This is a genomic window from Nitrosopumilus sp. b3 (genome assembly GCF_014078525.1).
Classification (GTDB): domain Archaea; phylum Thermoproteota; class Nitrososphaeria; order Nitrososphaerales; family Nitrosopumilaceae; genus Nitrosopumilus.
Genome location: NZ_MU078698.1, coordinates 17,441 through 36,989, shown reverse-complemented (window position 1 = coordinate 36,989; position 19,549 = coordinate 17,441). Strand labels below are relative to the sequence as shown.

The window sequence follows — 19,549 nt, the reverse complement described above, 5'->3', positions numbered from 1 at the left end:
ATTTTATATTCAACATGGATTCGGTTAGATCGATGGTAGGAGAAAATTTTGCAGGAAATATCATAATTAATTTAGCTAATCTTCCAGATTTTCTTAGAAATCCAATTCTTAAAAAAAGAATGATGGAATTTTTTACGTTATCTGAACCAGAACAAAAAGAAGTAATAAACAATGCACTAGAAGCAGGGCCAACTATTCCATTTCCTAATTTTTCCAAGCTTTTTAAAACATGGCTAAAAATTTTAACCACACTTTCAGAAGAACAAAGGGCGGGATTATTCTCAGCTTATATCATAGAAGTCTCAAAGTCACCTCAAAAATTAATTGAATTTAATTTAGATGGAATTTTGGAAGTATATTTGACATTAGACGAAAATGAAAAAACAATACTGGCTGATACTATAAAAAAAATAATCCACAATTTGGATGAAAATTCAAAAAGAAGGATTTTGTTAATTATACCAGATAATGCTAAAAAACACTTGAAATTTTAGACGCTTGTAGGCTCATCAGGTTTTCTATTATCTTCATTTGTGTAATCTATAACTTCCCCTTCAGGAGACAGTACACCTACAAAGATCTTCTCATGTTTTTTCAATAATTTCCTATGATCAAGCATTGACATATCTAATTTCATTTCATTCATCACCATAATTTGATATTCTTTCCATTCAGCCCAACATTTGTTACATGTAGGGTATTTTTCAGCTACAACACTAAGTTGTTCAGTATCAGGAATAGAGTTTTTACATTTGGTACATGTTCGAGTCATAGAAAATATCAATATTGAACTCCTTTTATCTTTTTTCGAATCTAAAGTAATAATAGTTAACAAAGACTTTATGGCATTATGAAGATAAAATGCCCCAAGTGTAAAGAAGATGCAGAATTGGCAATGGATTTTTCTGAGGTAAAATGTGGCTCATGTGATTTTGATATGAGTTATGGGGAATATGTAAAATTTGTAGCACATAATGAATCAAAATATTCTGATATTCTTGGAGATTATACAGGAAGTACTGAAGGTCACACTTCAGGATCGTTGGATGAATGGGATTAACAACATGGTGAAATCATTCATCAGATTAAAATAATTAGTTCAAAGAGTTTCTAAACATCATTGGAATTTTTATTAGAAAATATACTTAATCTTGTAGGATTTTTAGTAGGATTGGCAATTGGAGTAATGTCAATCATAGGGTTTAGAAATACTGGCAGTCCAACTCTATTTAGATTATCAATTGCATTTTTATCAATCAGTTTAGGATTTTTTGTCATATGGATGGGATATACAATAGAAGATTTTGTAATAAAATCTGGAAGTATAGAAAGATGGGTGCAAACATTAGGAATAGCAATTCAAACAGTAGGTTATTTTTTCATTGCATTTTCTCATAGCATAAAATCATTTTTTCCAAAATCAAGTTATTTTAGATCAGTTGGAATTTTACCATTATTCTTAGTTTCGTCAGTTCAGTTAGAACATATTTTCAGATCTGTTTCATTTATTTTGTTAGCGTATGGTGCAATTGAAACAATGTTATCATATTTTGAAAATAAGAATAAAGGAGCTATTTCTGTTGCGGTGGGCCTAGGGCTTTTAGCATTGGGTGAATTTTTAGGATGGTATTCTTTTGTTTTTCCAGAATCAGTACTATACACAGCTTCGATGACAATCAAAATTGGAGGATTGATAGCACTATTCATTCCAGTGAGCAAAGTCCCATTAACTAAGATAAAATTTGATGATGATTTTGAATAATTTAGATATAGGCACAAAAATTTGTGAATTAAAAAAGTGTCAAATTCTTTTGTCTTTTTAGTATATTGGAAAATATCAACGTACTCTCATAGAAATTAGAAAGATATTCTATTGAGGAAATGGCAGAGTATAGAACACATATGAAAATAATTGGCGATATTTTATCAACAACTAGAGATGATCTACAAGATGAAGATGGAGCAACAGTAACATATCTCATTAGAAAAGCAAATATTTCACATTCAAGAATTTCTAGAATTCTAAAAACCTTAGTATCGCAAGGACTTTTAGAACAAGTAGATACACAAGGCTCAAACAAATATAGAATTAGTCCAACAGGTAGAGAATTTCTTCAAGCATATAATACATTTACAAATTTTGCAGATAATTTTGGATTGAATATCTAGTCTTCTTCATCAAATTCATCATCAAATTCATCATCAAAGTCATCTTCGAATTCTGTGTCTTCATAATCAGAAGGAGTGGACATATCTCACAAAAAAATCATCATAGTATTAAAAATGTATTCAAAAGTAAATGATAATTAAACAAAAAATGCAGAATCAATTATGAAAGTAAAATGTGATAAAAGAGGAATTGAAAAAGCTATAGGAGTTATCAATCATGGGGGGATTGCAGTTTATCCAACTGATACCGTATATGGAATAGGTTGTAATCCATACGATAATGAAGCAGTAAAAAAAATTTATGATATAAAATCCAGAGATAGTTCCAAACCATTACCAGTTTTGACTTACTCCACAGAAATTGCAGAAAAAATTGTGGATATTGATGATTTTACAAAAAAAATTGTTTCAAAGTTTTGGCCAGGGCAACTTACAATAATTTTAAAGTTAATCGATGATGATTTAAAAAAATCATTATTATTAAATGAGAAAATTGCTATAAGAGTGCCAAATCATAAATGTACTTTAGAAATTTTGAAAGGTTGTAACTTTCTAGTGGGAACAAGTGCAAATATTTCAGGACATCCATCATTTACAAATCCGGATGAATGTGTTAGAAATTTAGAAAATTATGATATTTTTGTTGATGGAGGAACAATAACAAGTAAAGCAGAATCAACGATTATTGAAATAGAAAATGAAAAGATCAACATTATTCGAGAAGGTTCTTTGACAAAAGAGGAGATTTTAGAAGGATGAATTTGATCATTACATGTGCTAGACATCTTGAGCCAGAAACTGAAGATGAATTAAGAGATATTTTAGAAGAATTTGGAGATTCAGATGCAGATATCATAATTACTAATATGTCAGGGATTTTGACTGCCAAAACAAAACTAGATCCTGTCAATGTAGTAATTAAAATGAAAGAAATGTTGCTCGATGAGCCTTGGAGTATAAGATACTGCTTAAGAGTGATACCAATTCAGAATATTGTCGAAACTAATATTGAAGAAATTGAGAAAATAATTGCTGAAAATTCCAATCAGATTTTGGATAATGAGACATATAGAATTTCAATAGAAAAAAGAAATTCAGACATATCTAGTCAAGAAATAATTGCAAAAATTGCAGATAAAATAAAAAACAAAGTGTCACTAGAATTTCCAGATAAAATTATTTTAATTGAGATACTAGGAAATAAGACTGGAGTATCCATATTAAAAAAATCAGATATACTGAGTGTTGAAAAAACTAAGCGTAGTATGTCAGACTAGAATTGCAGCTTTTTCTATCAAAATATCTTCTAAAGGGTTTTTAGAATAAACAACATCTAATTGTTTTTGAGAAATTTTAAAATATTTTTTAAGAAAAGAATCATTTTTCTTTACAAATAAATTTACAGATAAAGGTAGTAAATCTTCATACAATGAATTTAGGGATTTTTTATCTCCAATGGTAATTAGAATAAAATTTGATTTAGGTTTTATTCCAACGGTCAATATTGCATCAGATATTTGCTTTGTCAATGCAAAACGCATCAAAATATCTATTTCAAGCTTATTTGATAGCAGAATATTATTTTTTTTAGATTCAAAAGACAATGATATGATTTTTTTCAAATGATATGAATTCATAATAAAACTACTGGAAACAGCTTGAATCTGAATTTTCGGATATTTGTTTCTTAAATTATCAATGAATTTTACATCTATTGATGGCTGACCTTTTATTTCAATTACTTGGATTTGTTTTGAGGATATTTTGAAAGTAATTTTTTTCGATGCTCCTCCATGAATAACAGGAATTATACTTACAAGATCATTATTTTTTATTATCGTAGATTTACCATCCATTGCAGACGAATCTACACCATTTATTGCAATTAAGATATTTTCAATATCCAATTTTGGTGAGTCAACAGGTTTTAGTTCTAACAAAAGTTTCAATAGTTCTTTTATAGGGATATCAGATTTGTCAATTTGTAAGTTTTCAGTCAAAAAAGATTTTTTAGCACCACCTACTAGTTTTACAGTAATCATTCTAATCTAATTGTAAATTATAAAATTAATATTTAATTTTCTATTCTGCTTTCTCTTCTTCAGGTGTTGCTTCTGTAACAGTTTCAGGTGTTGCTTCTGTAACAGTTTCAGGTGTTGTTACTTGATTCTCTTCATTTCTTTGTTCTTCAATTCGTGAAGATTCAATTCTAGATTGCTTGAATTTTTCTTCTCGAATCTCTTTTTTAATGAATTTTGTGATATATCCAGCTATTTCGTTTTTCAAACCTTTAGAACGGATTATAGAAATTTGATCAAGGGCTTTTTTGTTATTAGCAAAGTCTTCACCAAATTTAGATTTATGATCTACTAAAACCTCGTATGAAAGACGCTTGATTCTATCCAATATTCAATTTAAGAATGGGGGTATTTTATACCTATATTCCAAGGAACGAATTTGTGTTTTTTTCTAGCGAAAAAGCCATTTCATCAAACGTTTTTCCTAGAATTTTTGAGGCACAGAAGATCACACTAGGGATAAAGGTAATTTGTCCAGACTTCATTTCAAAGCATCTAGAAAATTTTACAGGACCATCGGTTTCAACAAGGATTTTTGATTCATCTGTAACAGAGACTAAAGTTTGTTTATCATTTGCATAAACCATTACAGGTCCATAAGATACAAAAAATCCCATATCCATTGCTTTTCGTAGCTGTTTTTTACTTCCATCAAACCAGTGAAGCAATGCATGTTTAGTACTATAGGATGTCATTATTTCAAAAATATCATCAAGACTTTTTCTTGAATGGATTGAAACGGGTTTGTTAAATTTTTCCCCATATGATAATAATGTTTCAAAAACATGTCGTTGTCTTTTAGCATCATCAGTATTATTCACATATGTTGGATCTAATCCAATTTCTCCAATTCCTGAAAGATGTGTATGATTGTCTTCTATCAAGGCAATCATATTTTCAAGATTGTCATTGGCACATTCTGGATGAATTCCAATAAATGGTAAAACAAGATCACTGTCTTTTGCTAACTTTAGAGTTTCTAATGAATTTTGTACATCCATAGATACGCAACATGCTTTAATTTGCAAATACTCCATTTCTTTTAAAATAAATTCCATATCAGAGATATATTCAGGATCAGACAAATGTATGTGGGAATCAAAATACCATGTCATTTCTTTATCAATTCTTAAAATAGTCTGTATAAATCGATTCCTTGGTGATATTTTTTCACTCATTATCTTTTTTCGGAAAAAATTAAAATAGATTTCATGAGATCATCAGAACTTGGATTATCTGCAATGTATAGAATTTTGAAAAAAGCTGGTGCTGAAAGAGTCAGCGATGAATCAGCAGATGAATTAAGAAGAATAATTGAAGAGGTTGCAGACAGTATTGCAAAAAGTGCAGTAGATATGGCTTCTCATGCAGGTAGGAAAACAGTAAAAGGAGAAGATGTAAAGTTGGCTTCAAAACCATTTAACAAATTCTAATCTAAAGAGTTTAATTGTTCATTTTGTGTTTTTTAAAACGGTACTCTGGCAGAACGGTTATGCGTGAGCCTGCAAAGCTTATACAAGGGGGTTCGACTCCCTCGGGTACCTTATTTTACAATCACTTGGCCCTTCATCCAAGGATGAAGAGTGCAAAAATAATCATATGTTCCGGATTCATCAAACCTAACAGAATAGGATTCAAACGGATCTAAATGACCACTATCAAAAAGATCCGTAGGCTCTTCGTAAAAGCCAGAAGTTACACTATGAAATGCAGAATCGTGGTTTACCCATGTTACTGGTTTCCCTTTTTCCGTAACAATTGAAGATGGAATGTAACAAATATCTTGCACCTCACATCCGGGACGGGAAACTTTTGTAGGCATTATGACATCACCTTCAACAATCAAATCATCTTTTTCTGTTGTTTTATTTTCAGAAGTATTTGTTAATGAGAATGTCAAAATTACAATAACAGTTACTACGACTGCGCTTAAAATAGAAATTTTTTTTATCAAAACATATCACATCCACAACAAAGTTATTACATAATTACCAAATTCTCTAAATATATAACATACCAGAAATTTTGATTGGCGCAAAATGAAAATGGGTTGCTAGAGTACATTCCAGGCTCTCATACACTTTTAGTACAAAAAAACTCTAGTCCCCCACTAGAAGGATTTGCTGAGAATATCAGAGGGAGTATTCATGAATATGCTGAAAATTCTAAAAGTGAGGTTGAAAAAGGAAATAATTTTCTTCAATGGGTTTTAACAAGAGTTTTTGAGGCCACTGAAGACGATGCAGCTGATGCAATTGTGGATGGTGCAAACGATCTAGGAATTGACGCATATTTACCAGTAGATTTTTCAGATAACACGATTAGATTATTTCAATCAAAATATGGAACATCTCACTCATTAGAAGCAATAGCAAAATTCAAAGAAGATGCAAAGAGATTACTAGCAAAAGATGTTAAAAAAATGAGGCCAGAATTGGCTCAGCTTGTTACAAAAATTAAAGAAAAAAATCTAAAGATAAAATGCTGCTATGTAACTGATCAGAAAGTAGATTACAAAGATGAAATGGTTGAAATCATTGATGAAGAAAAAATCATTCAAAAATTATGGGATAGAATCAAAAAACCAGCTGCAGGAAAAAAATCGTCAATCAAACTAGAGAGAATGCTTAGGCATGAAAATACCATTCTAGGTATTTTAAAACTACGAGAATTAACAGAATTTGTAAGTAAGAGTAGAGATTATGTTTTTGAATCAAACATTAGGCAATGGATGCAGTTTAAGACTACAGTCAACAAAGGATTAAGAGAAACATTACAAAGTAATCCAAATAAATTCTTTTTTTATAATAATGGAATTACAATTGTAGTTAGTGACTTTACAGAATTGGGAGAGAATTTGATTGAACTTCATGCACCTCAAATAGTTAATGGTGCTCAAACATCAAATTCAATTCTTGATCACTCAAAGAGAACAAAAAATATGGACGGTTCCATGACAGTTACTATTATCAAAGCTGATGATGAGCAAGAACAAAATAACATTACTAAATATAGAAATTCTCAAAATTCAGTTAGAGGAAAAGATCTTGTTTCTTTAATGGATTTTCACAAATCAATTAAATCACAGTTAAGAAATTGTGGTTATTTTTATGAAATTCAAGCAGGCTCTTTTGACAGTAAATCAAAATCTAAACAATGTGAATATGAAGGTGATTTAATTTACAATAATTATCTCCCAGATAATCATAAAAAAGTAATTGTTGCCAAAGATGCAATTCAATCACTAGTTGCAGGAATTGAACAAAGACCAACAGAGGCATATAGTTCACCAGCTCAATTTCTTCCAAGAGGAAGTAAATACGACGACATTTTCAACGACAATCTAAAAGATGATTACAGACTTTTACTATATCCATATCTTGTCAAAGAATTTGCCAAAAAATCATTAAAGTATGGAAAACAAGGAGGACATAAAACAAAAAGATATGCAACATTATTTTTTGTTGCAGTATACTTTAGAATATTACATAAGAAAATTCTCGAATCAAAAGGAGACTACAAAGGAGACATTAGAAAATTAGAGCCTATTTTTCGTAGTTTCAAATTAAATTCCAGAATTTTAAAGATAACAGACATTATTGTGACAAAATTCCTTGAAGATACAGTCGTAGATGATGAAATTGAGATGGCAAACACAAAGCACAATTTCTTCTCTCAACATGTTTGGAATGATACAATGCTGCGTGTAATTGATAAAAAAATTAGACAGGAAGATGATGAAATTGTATCCTTAAAAAAACTGGCAAATAGTTTATTTTAATTTTAAAGGCAGAAGTCCAACCAAGTAAAAATCTTGCAGGAGGTTTACATTGGTCAGACTATCTTACCCAAAATTAGTAAAACCCAGTGATATTTAACATAATTATTATGATTTTGATTTTCTACGAGAATGTTTTTTATATTGATTAAAAAGACCAAAAGCAGTTTGGTTTCAAAAGAAAAATGTGTTATTTGTAGTGAAAAAATCAAACTTCATTACAATCCAATGGATGAATGGGGAATCAAAGGTTCGATTTGTGGAGATTGTTATTCAAAAAAAATCAATGAACATTATCCAGGAGAACACGTAAGAGTAAACAAACATTTAGACTAGAGTTTTTCTGATTTTGAATACTTGTTTGCATTAAGACAATTCCATGCAAGCGGATCATCTTTTACATCTTTTTCTTGTAAAAATTTAATGTCAGTTGTAGTTTTTTTTCTTTTCAATAAATTTATTTGAAAACTAGAAAATTGTTTGCAATCACAACTTTTGAAAAGACATTCATCATTATCGTTTTCATCATGATCTTGTGCTTCATGAGTACAATCACATAAGGCATCTTTTTTTACATCATTAAGTGATTTTTTTGTATACACTCCTAATCTAAGATATGCTTCTCCACCATGCCCTTTCTTAAACCGTTCATAATTTTCAGACTTTGGCAAGACTTTGAAAAATGACAAGTTGGTATCAGGTTTTTGGGAATCCGATCCCATGATGAACCAATAACTATCATCAATTTCTACAAATCGGATTTTGATAGATGGATCTACCCACCAATGAATAGTATCATGCCAAATAGAAGCCGATTCTTTTTGCTCAGTAAACAAAGGAACCACATTCATTCTAAGGTCATAATATCTGTAGGCAACACCTACGAAGTCATCAAACCAAGGAATTGAAGATTGAGAAGACAACGCAGACAGATCAGCCTAGAGCATATTTATCTGATCTGAATGAATGGTAATACCCTTATATCTGAGTTTGAAAATATCATACGTATGGTTTCCTATAGAACTAGCATGCAAATAGTTGCAGACTTGCTTACTGCTACTGAACAGTCTGGACAGGAAGGCATCAAAACAACTTCACTTCTAACAAAGGCTAATTTATCACATTCAAGACTATCAAAATTCTTGCAGAATTTAACCGGTGCAGGATTAATTAACAAAATTGAATTTGATGGAAAGAATACTTTTGTAATTACACCAAAAGGAAGACAGTATTTGGAATCTTATGCAAACTTTTCAAGTATTGCAGAATCATTTGGATTAGAACTTTAAAATCTATTTTCTAGATCTTCTTTTAGCATTTGCTTTCTGTCGTTCTTTCTTTTCTTTGTATGAACTGTAAACTAAAATGATGATTATTCCTGCAATTGCAGCATAAAATAGTGGAATAAGTGGAGGATCTCGAAATTCGCCTGATGAGGGTTCAACAAATGCTATAGGAATAGTCACGACCATAAAAATCAAAATTATTAAAAGATATTTATCCATAAATGAACTAATTTACAAAACCATATATCTTTTTGAAATTAGATGATGGCAATAGAGAATCATGGCAAAAATACTTGAGATGGTAGGTTTAGTTCTTGTAGCAATTATGACTCTAGGATTTGTAGGTCTACTTGAACCATATGGAATTAGAAATGGTACATCAGAATTATTTTGGGGTTGTGCAGGAGGTACATTATTGATAATTATTTACCGAAAAATGAAAAGGAAGCAAGAAGAAAAAGAAGAATAAAGATTTTTTAGAAATTGTTATGAAATGATCAATCATCATTGAACCGACAGATCTATAAAGGACGATTCAAGGTAATTTATGAGGGGAGTATGACAGATCAAACAAAAGAATGGTGGCAAGGTTTAGGAAAAGAATTAGAAATAGATATTGAAACCTTCGATGAATAAAAAATCTAAATAATTTTAAAATTTTTACAAATCAAAGCCCTGGATGGGGTACGAACCCACGACCTAACGCTTACGAGGCGTTCGCTCTACCAGGCTGAGCTACCAAGGCACTTTTGGATAAATCCATCAGAGTTAATAAAAAGCCTTTCCGAGTTGGATTAATTGAAGAAAACTATTTCAGGAGTTAGAGGAGTATTTGGAGAAGATCTAAACCTAAAAGACGTGTTAGAGTTTTGTAATAATTTTTCGAGTTTAATCAAATCACAAAAATGTGTAATTGGGAAAGACACTAGGCCATCAGGAGATATGATTAAAAATGTTGCAAGTGCAGAATTAATGAAAAATGGCATAGATGTATTTAATTTAGGAACGGTACCAACTCCAGTAGTTTTTAGAGAGGCCAGAAAATATGGAGCAGGATTAGTAATATCTTCTTCACATAATCCAATAGAGTGGAATGGGATGAAATTCATAATTGAAGGAAGAGGAATTAACGAGCAAGAATTACCCAGAATTGTTGAACATCAAGAAAATATTAAATCAAAAATTGGTTCTGAATCTAATATTACATCAACATACATAGAAGATGCAAAAAAAATCATAGGAGATATTCAAAATAATCCAGATATAGTAGTAGATATTGGTGGTGGATCTGCAAAGGGATTTGCGCCAGAATTGTTGAGAGAATCAGGATGTAATGTAGAAGTATTAAATGAAGAACTTTCGCAATGTTCTAGAGGTCCAGATCCTACATCTGATGAATTATCTGAATTAAGAGCAGCATCAATCAAAAAGGAAATCGGATTTGCATTTGATTTAGATGGAGATCGCTTAGTAGTGGTAAGAAAAGGTGAAAAACAAACTCCTGATGTAACATTGGGATTAGGAGTTGCAAAATCTCTAGAATTAGGTTACAAAAAATTTGTTCTGAGTGCAGATACAAGCATATCAATTGAAAAATACATCAAAGAAAAGGGAGGGACCATCAAAAGATCAAAGGTGGGTGAGGCAAATGTAATAGAACTCATGCTTCAGACAAATGCTCAAGCAGGCGGAGAGGGAAGTAGTGGTGGTTTTATTTTACCTGAGTTTAATTATTGTAGAGAAGGTATTCTTAGCAGTGGATTAATTGCATCCATGTTAGGTACATCAAAATTTGATGAGATTCTAAATTACATGAAAAGTTTTTTCCAAATTAGAGAGAAAACTAAAATTAATTCTAATTTTCATGACAAAGTAATAGAAGAGATAAAAAATAAATTTTCAAAAGAATATTCAGAGATCGATTCTCAAGATGGAATTAAAGGAATCATTGACGATGACAGTTGGGTTTTGATTAGGAAATCAAACACTGAAGACATCATTAGAGTTTCAGCAGAATCAAATGACATAGAAAAATGTAAAAAAATTACAAAGGACACTTTAGAAGTAGTGAAACAAAGTTATGACAAAGTTAGATGAATTCACTATAATCAAAATTTTTCAAAAGGAATTTGGAAATAAGAAATTTGTTTCTGAAGATGTAGAGACATTCAATGTAGGAAAAATCAAAATTGTTGCTAAAACAGATACACTTGTAGAAAGTACAGACATTCCAAAGAAAATGGGGTTAGAAGAAGCTGCAAGAAAAAGTATTGTTGCATGTGTAAGTGATTTTGCTTCAAAAGGGATAAGACCAGAATTTGGTATCATATCAGTAAATCTACCAAATAATATTTCACACTCAAAAATCACATCTATCGCAAAAGGATTCAAAAAAGCTGCTAAAGAGTACGGAATTGCAATTTTAGGTGGTGATACTAATTCAGGTAAAGAGATAGTCTTTAACGTAAGTATTTTTGGCAATTCAAACAAAATAGTAACAAGAAAAGATTCCAAAATAGGGGACATCATATTTGTGACAGGTCCATTCGGCTATACAAAAATAGGATTAGATTTACTTCTCGGTAAACGAAAAGAAAAAGGAAAATTTGCTGAAAAATCAATTAAATCAATGACCAATCCTAAACCAAAGATTGGTTTTGGGTTAAAAAATAAAAAATATTTTTCATCATCAATGGATTCGAGTGATGGATTATCAACAACACTGAATGAAATGTCAAAACAAAGTAAGAAGAAATTCATTATTAGCAACATGCCTGTAAAAAGGGATTTAGAAAAATATGCAAAAATCCATAAGCTTGATTTGATTTCTTTGGTTTTTCATGGAGGGGAGGAGTATGAATTTGTTTTTACAGTACATCCAAAATATAAAGAAATAATTAAAAAAAATGCTAGACGTCTTAAAACACCCATTATAGAAATAGGACAGGTAGAATCAGGTAATGGAGTATTTCTTAAAGAAGGTAGAAATTATAATAAAATTAGAGACTTGGGATGGAAACATTTTAGATAATTATTCACCATAAGAAAAATCACGCTCTACATTATTTACAATACTAAAAATTGATTCTGCAGGAAGTACAGAAACACAATCTTTGATCCACAAATTATCAAGATACAGTAATCTATTCATATCATCTTCTAGAAGTTCTTCAGGGTTTGAATCCGGATAAAGTGAATGAATTCTGTATCCCTCATTAGCAATTTCTTGACATTTTTTTTCTAGTGGAGATAAAACGTCATCATTGGTAGGGGATAGAGATTGAAATGCTACAGACCCCACTAAAGCAACAGCTACTGCAATTCCAATTGCCAAGAAAAGAATGGAGGTCATTAAAGAAATTCAGTTTAAAATAGTATATGAACAATCAGCATTTTAAAGTCAAGTGATCAAATTTAGGCAAAATTAGAAAATCAATGTTTTTTAAACCCTTTAAGGTGTGAGTAGATATTGTCAGAAACTGAAGCCCAAATCAAGGAAGTTCCAGAAGTGGTAGAAACACCAGTTGAAGAAGTAGAAACTGAAGCTAAAGTAGAATCCAAGGCTCAACCAGAGGCAAAAAAAGAAGGACCTGACAAATGGGGAATTGCCCACATTTACAGTAGTTACAATAATACAATTATTCATATGACTGATCTTACTGGTGCAGAGACTGTATCAATTAGTTCAGGTGGAATCCACGTTAATGCTGACAGATATGAGTCATCACCATTTGCTGCAATGAAAGCTGCAAATGCAGTTGTAGAATCTGCAAGAACAAAAGGATTCACAGGATTTCACATCAGAGTTCGTGCAGTAGGAGGAGTTGGCTCTAGAGTTCCAGGTCCAGGAGCACAAGCTGCAATCAGAGCTTTGGCAAGAGGCGGATTCAAGATTGGAAGAATTGATGATGTAACACCTATCCCTCATGACACCACTAGAAAGAAAGGTGGAAAAAGAGGAAGAAGAGTCTAATCAGACAATTTTATTTTAACATCACAACCTCTAGAAAGGAAATAATCTGTCATAAATTTAACAAATTTTTGTGTTTGATCACTCCATCGATATTTCTCTATCATGCCTGAAAACTTTTCTTCAATTCCGGCCTGTAATTCAGGCTTAAAGGATAATTTAAAAAAAGTCCATCCAAATTTTGTTGAAGGTTCACTAACAGTATATCCACTATAACATCCTAGAAGACTTTCCATATGTGAGAGTGATTTTTTTATGGATAGTAGATCATCAGCATAATTTTTTGTCCCAACTTCTAATACAATACTCATTCTTCATCACTATTTTCAGATGAGCCCTTACTGAGTTTATCACTTAAGGATACAAATTTTCCATCTTGTTCAACATTAATTTTAGTTTCCATTCGAACATTGAGTCCAACTGATCGAAACAGAGTCAGCAACTTCCCCCCATCAAGAGTTTCATTAATTTCACCAGTTTTAATTAATTCAAATATTTTGTCTATAATTATTTTAGTTTCATTTGGAAATTGTGATTCAGCATTTTCTAAAACTTCTAATCCTCGAAATCCAAGAATCTTTACAACTGAAGCACGAGGATTTTCAGGAATTTTTTCTTTTTGAGATTTTGTAGATTCTTTGATTTCTTCTCGTGTAGAAATATTTTTTTGCATTTCAGCTAGTCGCTTTGCTTTTAATCTTTCAAGTTCAGAATCTTCTTCGCTCAACCTTTAATCACACCAATAGGCACTAGTTTTGCTACTTTTGTGGCTATTCCCAAATTATGAGACACATTTACTACAGCATCTACATCTTTGTAAGCTTGAGGGGTTTCTTCGACAACACCGTCCCGTGTTAATGCTTTGATAAATATTCCTTGATCATTGAGAGATTTTTTTACATCATTTTCAGAATAATTCCTTCTGGCTTTAGATCTAGACATTGTTCTTCCAGCACCATGAGCAGTAGAGCCAAAACTCAAATTCATTGAGTTGGGTTTACCAAGTAAAATCCAGCTTGCAGTACCCATTGAACCGGGTACCAAGACAGGTTGACCTAAATCACGGTATTTAGATGGGATTTCATCACGATTTGCAGGAAATGCTCTAGTAGCTCCTTTTCTATGAACTACTAATTTTCTTTCTGCACCATCAACTTTGTGTTTTTCTACTTTGGCAATGTTATGGGCAACATCATAAACTAATTTCATATCAAGATCAGATTCCGATTGATTAAAAACACGTTCAAAAGAATTCCTAGTCCAATGCGTTAGCATTTGTCTATTACTCCATGCAAAATTTAATGCAGCAAACATTGCTTTTCTATAAGATTCACCTTCTTCAGAATTGTTTGGCACACATGCAAGTTCTCTATCAGGCAAGTCAATATCATATTTTTGCATTGCTTGTTCGGAAACTCTAAGATAATCACTACATACTTGATGACCAAAACCTCGGGAGCCACAGTGAATTAAAACAGTAATAGTTCCTTCTTTAATTCCCATTCTGTTTGCTGCTTCTTCATCATGGATTTCTGCAACCTTTTGTACTTCTAGAAAATGATTTCCAGAACCCAAACTTCCTAGTTGAGGAGCACCTCTCTTTCTTGCTTTATCAGAAACTTTGTTTGGATCAGCGTTTTGAATTTGACCATTTTCCTCACAAACATCTGAATCATTTGATGAGCCATATCCATGATCAATTGCCCAGTTTACACCTTCAACTAAAACTTCATCTAGTTCTGAATGACTAAGTTTTACTGCACCCTTAGAACCAACCCCTGAAGGAATTGAGCTAAATAGATCATTGACTAATTCTTTAAGTTTGGAACGAACTGTTTGTTCATCTAAATTTGAACGAAGTAATCTCACACCACAATTGATATCATATCCTACACCACCTGGACTAATCATTCCTTCTTCAGCATCCATTGCTGCAACACCGCCTACTGGAAAACCATAACCCTCATGCCCATCAGGCAAAACAACGCTATGACTGACTATTCCTGGAATTGATGCAACATTTCGTGCTTGCATAATTGTTCTATCAGATAGCATTTTTTGTAATAACGGTTCATCAGCATAAATTTTCACAGGTACCTTCATTCCAAGACTAGAATCAGCATCAATTTGGTATTGGTTTTCTCCGATTTTTTTTGGGTTAGAAGATGACATGAGTAAAAAATCCCTTCAATCCAATTTAAATCATCAGAAGAATAGAAAAAGAAATTGGCAGAATATTACCAAACAAGAAATTTATCATCTAATTTATCTAGGATAAAATAGTTTTATCAAACATGGTAAGAAAAAAGTTAACTGATAAAGAAATAGAAAAGCAAAAAGAAGAACAGAAAATTAGAGCAGATGCATCTAGAGCTGCTAGAAGAAGTGGAAAAAGTATGAAAACTGAAGGTAAAGTAGCAAAATCAAATGCAAAAACAAAAGAAGCCAGATCATCAAAAAAGATTGCAACTGTACGAAAAAGATCAAGAAGTTAAAAAAATTCAATATTTAATGGATTCCTACTACATCATCTAAAGATTAATGAATCTACTAAATTTTGTTTAGTTATTCATGAAAACTGAAAAAGAAATAGAAGAATACAGAAAAGGGATTGAAAAAAGACTTACAGAAACTAAATCAATGGATGCAATAAAGTATTATCAAGGAGTTCTCAGGGCGCTAGAATGGGTAACAACAGGCACAGATGTTTAGAATCCAAGGAAATTCTATGTTTTTTCTTTATTTTACAATCAGTACGGGTTTCTTTGATTTATGAAGTACATAATTTGAAGTACTACCAAGAAATAGCTCTTTTGCAGCACCCATTCCCCTTGAACCAATTACAATTAGATCAAAATTTTGTTTTTCTGCCACTTCAACAATTCTTTTTCCATCATCGCCATAAGATATTCTATCAAAAAACAAAATTCCTTTTTTAGCTGCTAGTAATTTTGCTTTTTTCATGATTTTTTGAGCATGTTCCAATAAAATTTTCTCTAAAGGAGTAATTGGGTCACTAGCTCTTGGTTTAACAATTCCTAAAACATACAGACCAGTAATTGTAGAATGTGACTCTCTTGCCATTTGTACTGCAACATCAAAACCTCGAAATGAATTAGGTGAGCCATCTAGGGGTACAAGAATTTTCTTAATTTTGAAAGTCATGTTAAAAATCAATCAAATTTCAATTTAAAGCCGATTTAGATTATCTAATATGATTTTCAAGTTTGATATTCTAAAAGACTCTAAAATATTTAAGAAAACATTGAATATTAAAATGAGTAATGCTAAAACCATCACAATTAAAGATGTAATGACAAAATCTGTTATTTCTGTAGATGCATCAATGACAATTAATGAAACTGCAAAAATGATGGAAGATGCTAAAGTAGGAGCAGTTATCATTATGGAAAAAAATTTTCCAATAGGGATTGTCACAGATAGAGATTTTGCAGTAAAAGTAGCAGCACATGCATATGAAATTTCAACATCAATTAAACAAATAATGTCATCTCCATTATTATCAATAAATTCAGATGAATCAGTAAGAAATGCAGCTGATTTAATGTTTGAACGTGGAGTAAGGAAGCTTCCAGTTCTAGAAGATGATAAAGTAGTTGGAATGATTACCGCAACAGATATTGTTAATTTACTGGCAGTTAGCGTAGAAGAAGACATTAGAGATATGTACTTTCATTCTGTAGCAAAAATTTATTCTAATTATAGTCCATATAATTAAAAAGTCATGGTAATGCCAATTATTTTACTAGTTGGAATTCCAATTTTCCTTGGAATTGTGTACATGCCACCATTTGACATACCTGTAGAAGAAGAACCAGAAAAAATTCTAGATAAACCAGATGTTAGTTTTTTGTATTATATTTTGATAGGGATTTGGACGTTGTATTTGATCAAAATTCTTCTTCAAGTAAAGAAAGGTACATTCAAGGTAAATCAGAGATACTAGTATGAATACCGCTCCATATTGGAACAAAAAAGTGTGCTCAGACTGTAAGAGAATGAATTGTCAGAAGGGATGTCTATGTGATTGTCACGAGTTACGAGACAGAATTAATTAAAATTTCACAAGTAGATTTATTTTCTGTGTAAAAAGAGAGAGAATGTTGGCAATTTTACCTATTGATAATGGTCGTTATGGAACTAAAGAAATGATGGATATTTTTAGTGAGCAGAGAAAAGTAGATTATCAATTAGAGATTGAAGGAGCTGCTGCAATTTCTCAAAGCGAGATAGGAATGATCTCAAAAAGTGTTGGAAAGGAAATCTTCAGAGCAGCAATGTCTGGAAAAATTACTGCTAAAAGAATAAAACAATTAGAAGCTAAAAGTGATCACGATACGGCAGCTCTTGTAGAATCATTAAGTGAGAAATGTAGTAAAAGTGCCAGACCATGGATTCATTATGGATTAACAAGTAACGATTTAGTAGATACAAGTAACTCAATGCAAATGAGAGATGCATTACAAATCATTGAACCCAAAGTTGCAAAGATGGCATCAATTCTTGCAAAAAAAGCTGTAAAGTATGAAAAGATTCCAGCTGTTGGTAGAACTCATGGACAACATGCAAGCATCATATCATTTGGATTAAAATTTGCTAATTGGGCAGCTGAAATGGCAAAGCATGTAGAAAGAATAGAGGAAATTAAGAAGAGGATTTTAATTTGTAAAACATTAGGTGTTGTAGGTACTGGTTCACTAATGGGTGCAAAATCACTAGAAGTGCAAAAAAGAGCATCAAAACGATTAAAATTATTTCCTGCCGAAGTGACAACTCAAGTGGTACCAAGAGAAAGATACGCAGAGTACGTATTTGAATTGGCATTAATTGGTTCTACTTTAGAAAAGATTGCCATAGAGATTAGAAACTTGCAAAGAACTGAAATTGGGGAAGTAGCTGAACAATTTAAGAAAGGACAAATGGGTAGTAGTGCAGTTCCTGTTAAAAGAAACCCAATCAAAAGTGAGCGAGTATCATCATTATCTAAATTAGTAAGAAGTCAAGTTGCAGTTTCCTTTGAAAATATTCCATTATGGCACGAACGGGATCTTTCAAATTCAGCTAACGAGAGATTCGTAATCCCAACAGTATCGATTTTAGTTGATGAAATGCTTGAAACCATGACCAGAATTGTTTCAAATTTGATGGTAAATGAAAAAAGAATTGTAGAGAATCTATACATTACAAAGGGACAGATATTTGCAGAATTCGTCTTAGAAGCTCTAATCAAAAAAGGCATCCCAAGATTCGTAGCATACAAAGATGTTCAACGAGTTGCATTTGAGGCAAATGATAAAGGAATTCAATACATCGATGCAATCAAAAATGATAAAGCATTCTCTTCAAACTTGACTGATATAGAAATCAGCGCAATATTTTCTCCAGAAAAACATCTTGGTGCATCTTCAGCAATAATTAAAAATGTACAAAAATCTGTTCAAAATACAATAAAAAAATTCATCTAGTTTTCAGAAAAGCCTTGTGAATTTTAGAACCATATTGTAACGCCTTCTTTCGTTTTGTACATGAAAGTTCTGGAACGTTAATGTCACTAGCTAATTTACGTATAATGTGCTTACGATACAAATCTTCAGAATCATGAATTTTTTCAGATATTGGAATAGTTTTTGCATATTCAATAAATTTTTCAGACAATAGAGGTTGTAGAATTTTTACTTCAAATTCTGATGCAATAAGATTAACGGCCTTCATCATTTTCAATTCATTATCTAATTTAGATTTCATTACTTCAATAATTTGAGATTCACCTCCAGAAAATGCTTCTCTGTATGCATTATAACCACAAAATAATTCATCAATTCCATTAGCTGTGATTACTGTATCAAGTTCCAAGCTACTAGCAAGTTTAGAAACATAATAAAATGCAATACAGTTTTCATTCCAAGATAGATTTTCAGTTTGTATTTTCTCATTTATTTTTGAGGAAATTGTAGGAAAAGTCTCAGAGTCAATCTCTAATACATGATGAGGGTATTTTAGATATTCATTTACTTGTTTTGCAAACAAAATATCATGTGAATCTGGAAATCCAATTGTCAACAAAGTAATATCGAAATTCATGTCAGAGCATATTTTTGAAATTAATGTACTATCTACTCCTCCAGAAAAAGCAATTCCAATTTTCTTTTCGTTTATTGTATCTAAAATAGAATTTTTAATATTTTCAAGCAGTTTCTCATTTGCCTTATCCATGATTATTCACGACATAATTCCCATAGAAATGTAA

33 protein-coding genes and 1 tRNA gene are annotated in these 19,549 nt (G+C 31.5%); 20 read left to right on the top strand and 14 right to left on the bottom strand.

Translation table 11 applies throughout. The annotated features are described in order from the left end of the window. Positions 1–32: 32 nt before the first annotated feature. Positions 33–494, top strand: a complete 462-nt coding sequence (locus tag C6990_RS10350) for a hypothetical protein (protein WP_182131128.1) — start codon at positions 33–35, stop codon at positions 492–494. Here C6990_RS10350 and C6990_RS10345 read toward each other — a convergent pair. Continuing rightward, on the bottom strand, positions 491–772 hold the full coding sequence (locus C6990_RS10345) for a Fe(2+)-trafficking protein (protein ID WP_182131126.1): 282 nt from the start codon (positions 770–772) through the stop codon (positions 491–493). The genes C6990_RS10350 and C6990_RS10345 overlap by 4 nt on opposite strands. 78 nt (positions 773–850) lie before the next feature. On the opposite strand from C6990_RS10345, the gene C6990_RS10340 reads away from it, so the two are divergent. The 5 genes from C6990_RS10340 (at position 851) to C6990_RS10320 (ending at position 3,446) form a co-directional block, all read left to right on the top strand. Further along, on the top strand, positions 851–1,060 hold the full coding sequence (locus C6990_RS10340; protein ID WP_048115244.1) for a hypothetical protein: 210 nt from the start codon (positions 851–853) through the stop codon (positions 1,058–1,060). A 60-nt stretch (positions 1,061–1,120) separates the two neighbouring features. Continuing rightward, on the top strand, positions 1,121–1,762 hold the full coding sequence (locus C6990_RS10335; protein ID WP_182131124.1) for a hypothetical protein: 642 nt from the start codon (positions 1,121–1,123) through the stop codon (positions 1,760–1,762). Positions 1,763–1,881: 119 nt separating this feature from the next. Continuing rightward, positions 1,882–2,169 (top strand): winged helix-turn-helix domain-containing protein, encoded by a 288-nt coding sequence (locus C6990_RS10330; protein WP_048115240.1) that lies wholly within the window; start codon positions 1,882–1,884, stop codon positions 2,167–2,169. A 162-nt stretch (positions 2,170–2,331) separates the two neighbouring features. Next, a complete protein-coding gene (locus C6990_RS10325) occupies positions 2,332–2,928 on the top strand; it encodes an L-threonylcarbamoyladenylate synthase (RefSeq protein WP_182131122.1) in 597 nt (198 codons plus the stop codon). Further along, the gene (locus C6990_RS10320; protein ID WP_182131120.1) at positions 2,925–3,446 is read left to right on the top strand and encodes a THUMP domain-containing protein; all 522 of its coding nucleotides are present in this window, start codon (positions 2,925–2,927) and stop codon (positions 3,444–3,446) included. Before C6990_RS10325 ends, C6990_RS10320 begins: the two co-directional genes overlap by 4 nt. On the opposite strand, the gene cgi121 is transcribed toward C6990_RS10320, so the two are convergent. The 3 genes from cgi121 to C6990_RS10305 are packed head-to-tail and all read right to left on the bottom strand — an operon-like array spanning position 3,438 to position 5,362. Next, the gene (gene cgi121, locus C6990_RS10315) at positions 3,438–4,211 is read right to left on the bottom strand and encodes a KEOPS complex subunit Cgi121 (RefSeq protein ID WP_182131118.1); all 774 of its coding nucleotides are present in this window, start codon (positions 4,209–4,211) and stop codon (positions 3,438–3,440) included. The two genes, C6990_RS10320 and cgi121, sit on opposite strands and share 9 nt — an antisense overlap. A gap of 40 nt (positions 4,212–4,251) precedes the next feature. Then, positions 4,252–4,575 (bottom strand): hypothetical protein, encoded by a 324-nt coding sequence (locus C6990_RS10310; protein WP_182131116.1) that lies wholly within the window; start codon positions 4,573–4,575, stop codon positions 4,252–4,254. Positions 4,576–4,606: 31 nt separating this feature from the next. Continuing rightward, positions 4,607–5,362: a TatD family hydrolase gene (locus C6990_RS10305; RefSeq protein ID WP_255465454.1), complete on the bottom strand. Its 756-nt coding sequence runs from the start codon at positions 5,360–5,362 to the stop codon at positions 4,607–4,609. Positions 5,363–5,458: 96 nt separating this feature from the next. On the opposite strand from C6990_RS10305, the gene C6990_RS10300 reads away from it, so the two are divergent. Beyond that, positions 5,459–5,680 (top strand): histone family protein, encoded by a 222-nt coding sequence (locus C6990_RS10300; RefSeq protein WP_182131112.1) that lies wholly within the window; start codon positions 5,459–5,461, stop codon positions 5,678–5,680. Positions 5,681–5,790: 110 nt separating this feature from the next. Here C6990_RS10300 and C6990_RS10295 read toward each other — a convergent pair whose 3' ends face one another. Then, on the bottom strand, positions 5,791–6,201 hold the full coding sequence (locus C6990_RS10295) for a cupredoxin domain-containing protein (RefSeq protein WP_182131110.1): 411 nt from the start codon (positions 6,199–6,201) through the stop codon (positions 5,791–5,793). A gap of 75 nt (positions 6,202–6,276) precedes the next feature. On the opposite strand from C6990_RS10295, the gene C6990_RS10290 reads away from it, so the two are divergent. Together C6990_RS10290 and C6990_RS10285 are read left to right on the top strand one after the other, a co-directional pair. Continuing rightward, entirely contained in the window at positions 6,277–8,028 is a 1,752-nt protein-coding gene (locus C6990_RS10290; protein ID WP_182131108.1) for an AIPR family protein, read from the top strand. Positions 8,029–8,193: 165 nt separating this feature from the next. Further along, complete coding sequence (locus tag C6990_RS10285; protein WP_182131106.1) at positions 8,194–8,361, top strand: hypothetical protein; 168 nt, start codon at positions 8,194–8,196, stop codon at positions 8,359–8,361. On the opposite strand, the gene C6990_RS10280 is transcribed toward C6990_RS10285, so the two are convergent. Then, entirely contained in the window at positions 8,358–8,948 is a 591-nt protein-coding gene (locus tag C6990_RS10280) for a hypothetical protein (protein WP_182131104.1), read from the bottom strand. The genes C6990_RS10285 and C6990_RS10280 overlap by 4 nt on opposite strands. Before the next feature lie 105 nt (positions 8,949–9,053). On the opposite strand from C6990_RS10280, the gene C6990_RS10275 reads away from it, so the two are divergent. After that, complete coding sequence (locus C6990_RS10275) at positions 9,054–9,314, top strand: winged helix-turn-helix domain-containing protein (protein WP_048115213.1); 261 nt, start codon at positions 9,054–9,056, stop codon at positions 9,312–9,314. 3 nt (positions 9,315–9,317) lie between these two features. Here the strand turns inward: C6990_RS10275 and C6990_RS10270 are convergent, their stop codons facing one another. Then, complete coding sequence (locus C6990_RS10270) at positions 9,318–9,530, bottom strand: hypothetical protein (protein WP_048115211.1); 213 nt, start codon at positions 9,528–9,530, stop codon at positions 9,318–9,320. Between the two features lie 61 nt (positions 9,531–9,591). Between C6990_RS10270 and C6990_RS10265 the strand changes: the two genes are divergently transcribed. Both C6990_RS10265 and C6990_RS11105 read left to right on the top strand, forming a co-directional pair. Then, positions 9,592–9,780: a hypothetical protein gene (locus C6990_RS10265; protein WP_182131102.1), complete on the top strand. Its 189-nt coding sequence runs from the start codon at positions 9,592–9,594 to the stop codon at positions 9,778–9,780. A gap of 38 nt (positions 9,781–9,818) precedes the next feature. Then, a complete protein-coding gene (locus C6990_RS11105) occupies positions 9,819–9,947 on the top strand; it encodes a hypothetical protein (protein WP_255465438.1) in 129 nt (42 codons plus the stop codon). Positions 9,948–9,982: 35 nt separating this feature from the next. Here C6990_RS11105 and C6990_RS10260 read toward each other — a convergent pair. Continuing rightward, positions 9,983–10,056 (bottom strand) — tRNA-Thr (locus tag C6990_RS10260). A 53-nt stretch (positions 10,057–10,109) separates the two neighbouring features. Between C6990_RS10260 and C6990_RS10255 the strand changes: the two genes are divergently transcribed. Both C6990_RS10255 and thiL read left to right on the top strand, forming a co-directional pair. Beyond that, positions 10,110–11,408 carry a phosphomannomutase gene (locus C6990_RS10255; RefSeq protein ID WP_182131100.1) on the top strand — a complete coding sequence of 433 codons (1,299 nt, stop codon included), beginning with the start codon at positions 10,110–10,112 and terminating at the stop codon, positions 11,406–11,408. Further along, positions 11,392–12,342: a thiamine-phosphate kinase gene (thiL, locus tag C6990_RS10250; RefSeq protein ID WP_182131098.1), complete on the top strand. Its 951-nt coding sequence runs from the start codon at positions 11,392–11,394 to the stop codon at positions 12,340–12,342. Before C6990_RS10255 ends, thiL begins: the two co-directional genes overlap by 17 nt. Here thiL and C6990_RS10245 read toward each other — a convergent pair whose 3' ends face one another. Further along, on the bottom strand, positions 12,343–12,663 hold the full coding sequence (locus C6990_RS10245; protein ID WP_182131096.1) for a hypothetical protein: 321 nt from the start codon (positions 12,661–12,663) through the stop codon (positions 12,343–12,345). Between the two features lie 117 nt (positions 12,664–12,780). Between C6990_RS10245 and C6990_RS10240 the strand changes: the two genes are divergently transcribed. Next, positions 12,781–13,284 (top strand): 30S ribosomal protein S11, encoded by a 504-nt coding sequence (locus tag C6990_RS10240; protein ID WP_182131094.1) that lies wholly within the window; start codon positions 12,781–12,783, stop codon positions 13,282–13,284. On the opposite strand, the gene C6990_RS10235 is transcribed toward C6990_RS10240, so the two are convergent. Genes C6990_RS10235 through C6990_RS10225 form a run of 3 tightly spaced genes read right to left on the bottom strand, consistent with a single transcriptional unit; the run spans position 13,281 to position 15,453 of the window. Beyond that, positions 13,281–13,592 carry a hypothetical protein gene (locus C6990_RS10235; RefSeq protein ID WP_182131092.1) on the bottom strand — a complete coding sequence of 104 codons (312 nt, stop codon included), beginning with the start codon at positions 13,590–13,592 and terminating at the stop codon, positions 13,281–13,283. The genes C6990_RS10240 and C6990_RS10235 overlap by 4 nt on opposite strands. Continuing rightward, positions 13,589–14,008, bottom strand: a complete 420-nt coding sequence (locus tag C6990_RS10230; RefSeq protein ID WP_182131089.1) for a DNA-binding protein — start codon at positions 14,006–14,008, stop codon at positions 13,589–13,591. Before C6990_RS10230 ends, C6990_RS10235 begins: the two co-directional genes overlap by 4 nt. After that, positions 14,005–15,453, bottom strand: a complete 1,449-nt coding sequence (locus C6990_RS10225; protein WP_182131087.1) for an RtcB family protein — start codon at positions 15,451–15,453, stop codon at positions 14,005–14,007. The genes C6990_RS10230 and C6990_RS10225 overlap by 4 nt, the downstream gene beginning before the upstream one ends. Before the next feature lie 122 nt (positions 15,454–15,575). On the opposite strand from C6990_RS10225, the gene C6990_RS10220 reads away from it, so the two are divergent. After that, positions 15,576–15,776, top strand: coding sequence for a hypothetical protein (locus C6990_RS10220; RefSeq protein WP_182131085.1), 201 nt, complete (start codon positions 15,576–15,578; stop codon positions 15,774–15,776). 76 nt (positions 15,777–15,852) lie between these two features. After that, complete coding sequence (locus C6990_RS10215; protein WP_182131083.1) at positions 15,853–15,993, top strand: hypothetical protein; 141 nt, start codon at positions 15,853–15,855, stop codon at positions 15,991–15,993. A gap of 27 nt (positions 15,994–16,020) precedes the next feature. On the opposite strand, the gene C6990_RS10210 is transcribed toward C6990_RS10215, so the two are convergent. Then, complete coding sequence (locus C6990_RS10210) at positions 16,021–16,446, bottom strand: universal stress protein (RefSeq protein ID WP_182131081.1); 426 nt, start codon at positions 16,444–16,446, stop codon at positions 16,021–16,023. 112 nt (positions 16,447–16,558) lie between these two features. On the opposite strand from C6990_RS10210, the gene C6990_RS10205 reads away from it, so the two are divergent. The 3 genes from C6990_RS10205 (at position 16,559) to purB (ending at position 18,767) form a co-directional block, all read left to right on the top strand. Continuing rightward, complete coding sequence (locus C6990_RS10205) at positions 16,559–17,020, top strand: CBS domain-containing protein (protein ID WP_182131079.1); 462 nt, start codon at positions 16,559–16,561, stop codon at positions 17,018–17,020. Between the two features lie 6 nt (positions 17,021–17,026). Further along, complete coding sequence (locus tag C6990_RS10200; protein WP_182131070.1) at positions 17,027–17,248, top strand: hypothetical protein; 222 nt, start codon at positions 17,027–17,029, stop codon at positions 17,246–17,248. A 157-nt stretch (positions 17,249–17,405) separates the two neighbouring features. Next, positions 17,406–18,767 carry an adenylosuccinate lyase gene (gene purB / locus C6990_RS10195; RefSeq protein WP_182131237.1) on the top strand — a complete coding sequence of 454 codons (1,362 nt, stop codon included), beginning with the start codon at positions 17,406–17,408 and terminating at the stop codon, positions 18,765–18,767. Here purB and C6990_RS10190 read toward each other — a convergent pair. Continuing rightward, entirely contained in the window at positions 18,760–19,515 is a 756-nt protein-coding gene (locus C6990_RS10190) for an asparagine synthase C-terminal domain-containing protein (protein WP_182131067.1), read from the bottom strand. The two genes, purB and C6990_RS10190, sit on opposite strands and share 8 nt — an antisense overlap. Between the last annotated feature and the right edge of the window lie 34 nt (positions 19,516–19,549).

Bases quoted from the DNA above. Each gene is read 5' to 3' on its own strand.
- C6990_RS10205 (WP_182131079.1), top strand. From the start codon at position 16,559: ATGAGTAATGCTAAAACCATCACAATTAAAGATGTAATGACAAAATCT.
- C6990_RS10225 (WP_182131087.1), bottom strand. From the start codon at position 15,453: ATGTCATCTTCTAACCCAAAAAAAATCGGAGAAAACCAATACCAAATT.
- C6990_RS10340 (WP_048115244.1), top strand. From the start codon at position 851: ATGAAGATAAAATGCCCCAAGTGTAAAGAAGATGCAGAATTGGCAATG.
- C6990_RS10300 (WP_182131112.1), top strand. From the start codon at position 5,459: ATGAGATCATCAGAACTTGGATTATCTGCAATGTATAGAATTTTGAAA.
- C6990_RS10330 (WP_048115240.1), top strand. From the start codon at position 1,882: ATGGCAGAGTATAGAACACATATGAAAATAATTGGCGATATTTTATCA.
- thiL (WP_182131098.1), top strand. From the start codon at position 11,392: ATGACAAAGTTAGATGAATTCACTATAATCAAAATTTTTCAAAAGGAA.
- C6990_RS10200 (WP_182131070.1), top strand. From the start codon at position 17,027: ATGGTAATGCCAATTATTTTACTAGTTGGAATTCCAATTTTCCTTGGA.
- C6990_RS10345 (WP_182131126.1), bottom strand. From the start codon at position 772: ATGACTCGAACATGTACCAAATGTAAAAACTCTATTCCTGATACTGAA.
- C6990_RS10220 (WP_182131085.1), top strand. From the start codon at position 15,576: ATGGTAAGAAAAAAGTTAACTGATAAAGAAATAGAAAAGCAAAAAGAA.
- C6990_RS10265 (WP_182131102.1), top strand. From the start codon at position 9,592: ATGGCAAAAATACTTGAGATGGTAGGTTTAGTTCTTGTAGCAATTATG.
- C6990_RS10245 (WP_182131096.1), bottom strand. From the start codon at position 12,663: ATGACCTCCATTCTTTTCTTGGCAATTGGAATTGCAGTAGCTGTTGCT.
- cgi121 (WP_182131118.1), bottom strand. From the start codon at position 4,211: ATGATTACTGTAAAACTAGTAGGTGGTGCTAAAAAATCTTTTTTGACT.
- C6990_RS10270 (WP_048115211.1), bottom strand. From the start codon at position 9,530: ATGGATAAATATCTTTTAATAATTTTGATTTTTATGGTCGTGACTATT.
- C6990_RS10190 (WP_182131067.1), bottom strand. From the start codon at position 19,515: ATGGATAAGGCAAATGAGAAACTGCTTGAAAATATTAAAAATTCTATT.
- C6990_RS10210 (WP_182131081.1), bottom strand. From the start codon at position 16,446: ATGACTTTCAAAATTAAGAAAATTCTTGTACCCCTAGATGGCTCACCT.
- C6990_RS10235 (WP_182131092.1), bottom strand. From the start codon at position 13,592: ATGAGTATTGTATTAGAAGTTGGGACAAAAAATTATGCTGATGATCTA.
- C6990_RS10275 (WP_048115213.1), top strand. From the start codon at position 9,054: ATGCAAATAGTTGCAGACTTGCTTACTGCTACTGAACAGTCTGGACAG.
- C6990_RS10325 (WP_182131122.1), top strand. From the start codon at position 2,332: ATGAAAGTAAAATGTGATAAAAGAGGAATTGAAAAAGCTATAGGAGTT.
- C6990_RS10215 (WP_182131083.1), top strand. From the start codon at position 15,853: ATGAAAACTGAAAAAGAAATAGAAGAATACAGAAAAGGGATTGAAAAA.
- C6990_RS10350 (WP_182131128.1), top strand. From the start codon at position 33: ATGGTAGGAGAAAATTTTGCAGGAAATATCATAATTAATTTAGCTAAT.
- C6990_RS10320 (WP_182131120.1), top strand. From the start codon at position 2,925: ATGAATTTGATCATTACATGTGCTAGACATCTTGAGCCAGAAACTGAA.
- C6990_RS10305 (WP_255465454.1), bottom strand. From the start codon at position 5,362: ATGACATGGTATTTTGATTCCCACATACATTTGTCTGATCCTGAATAT.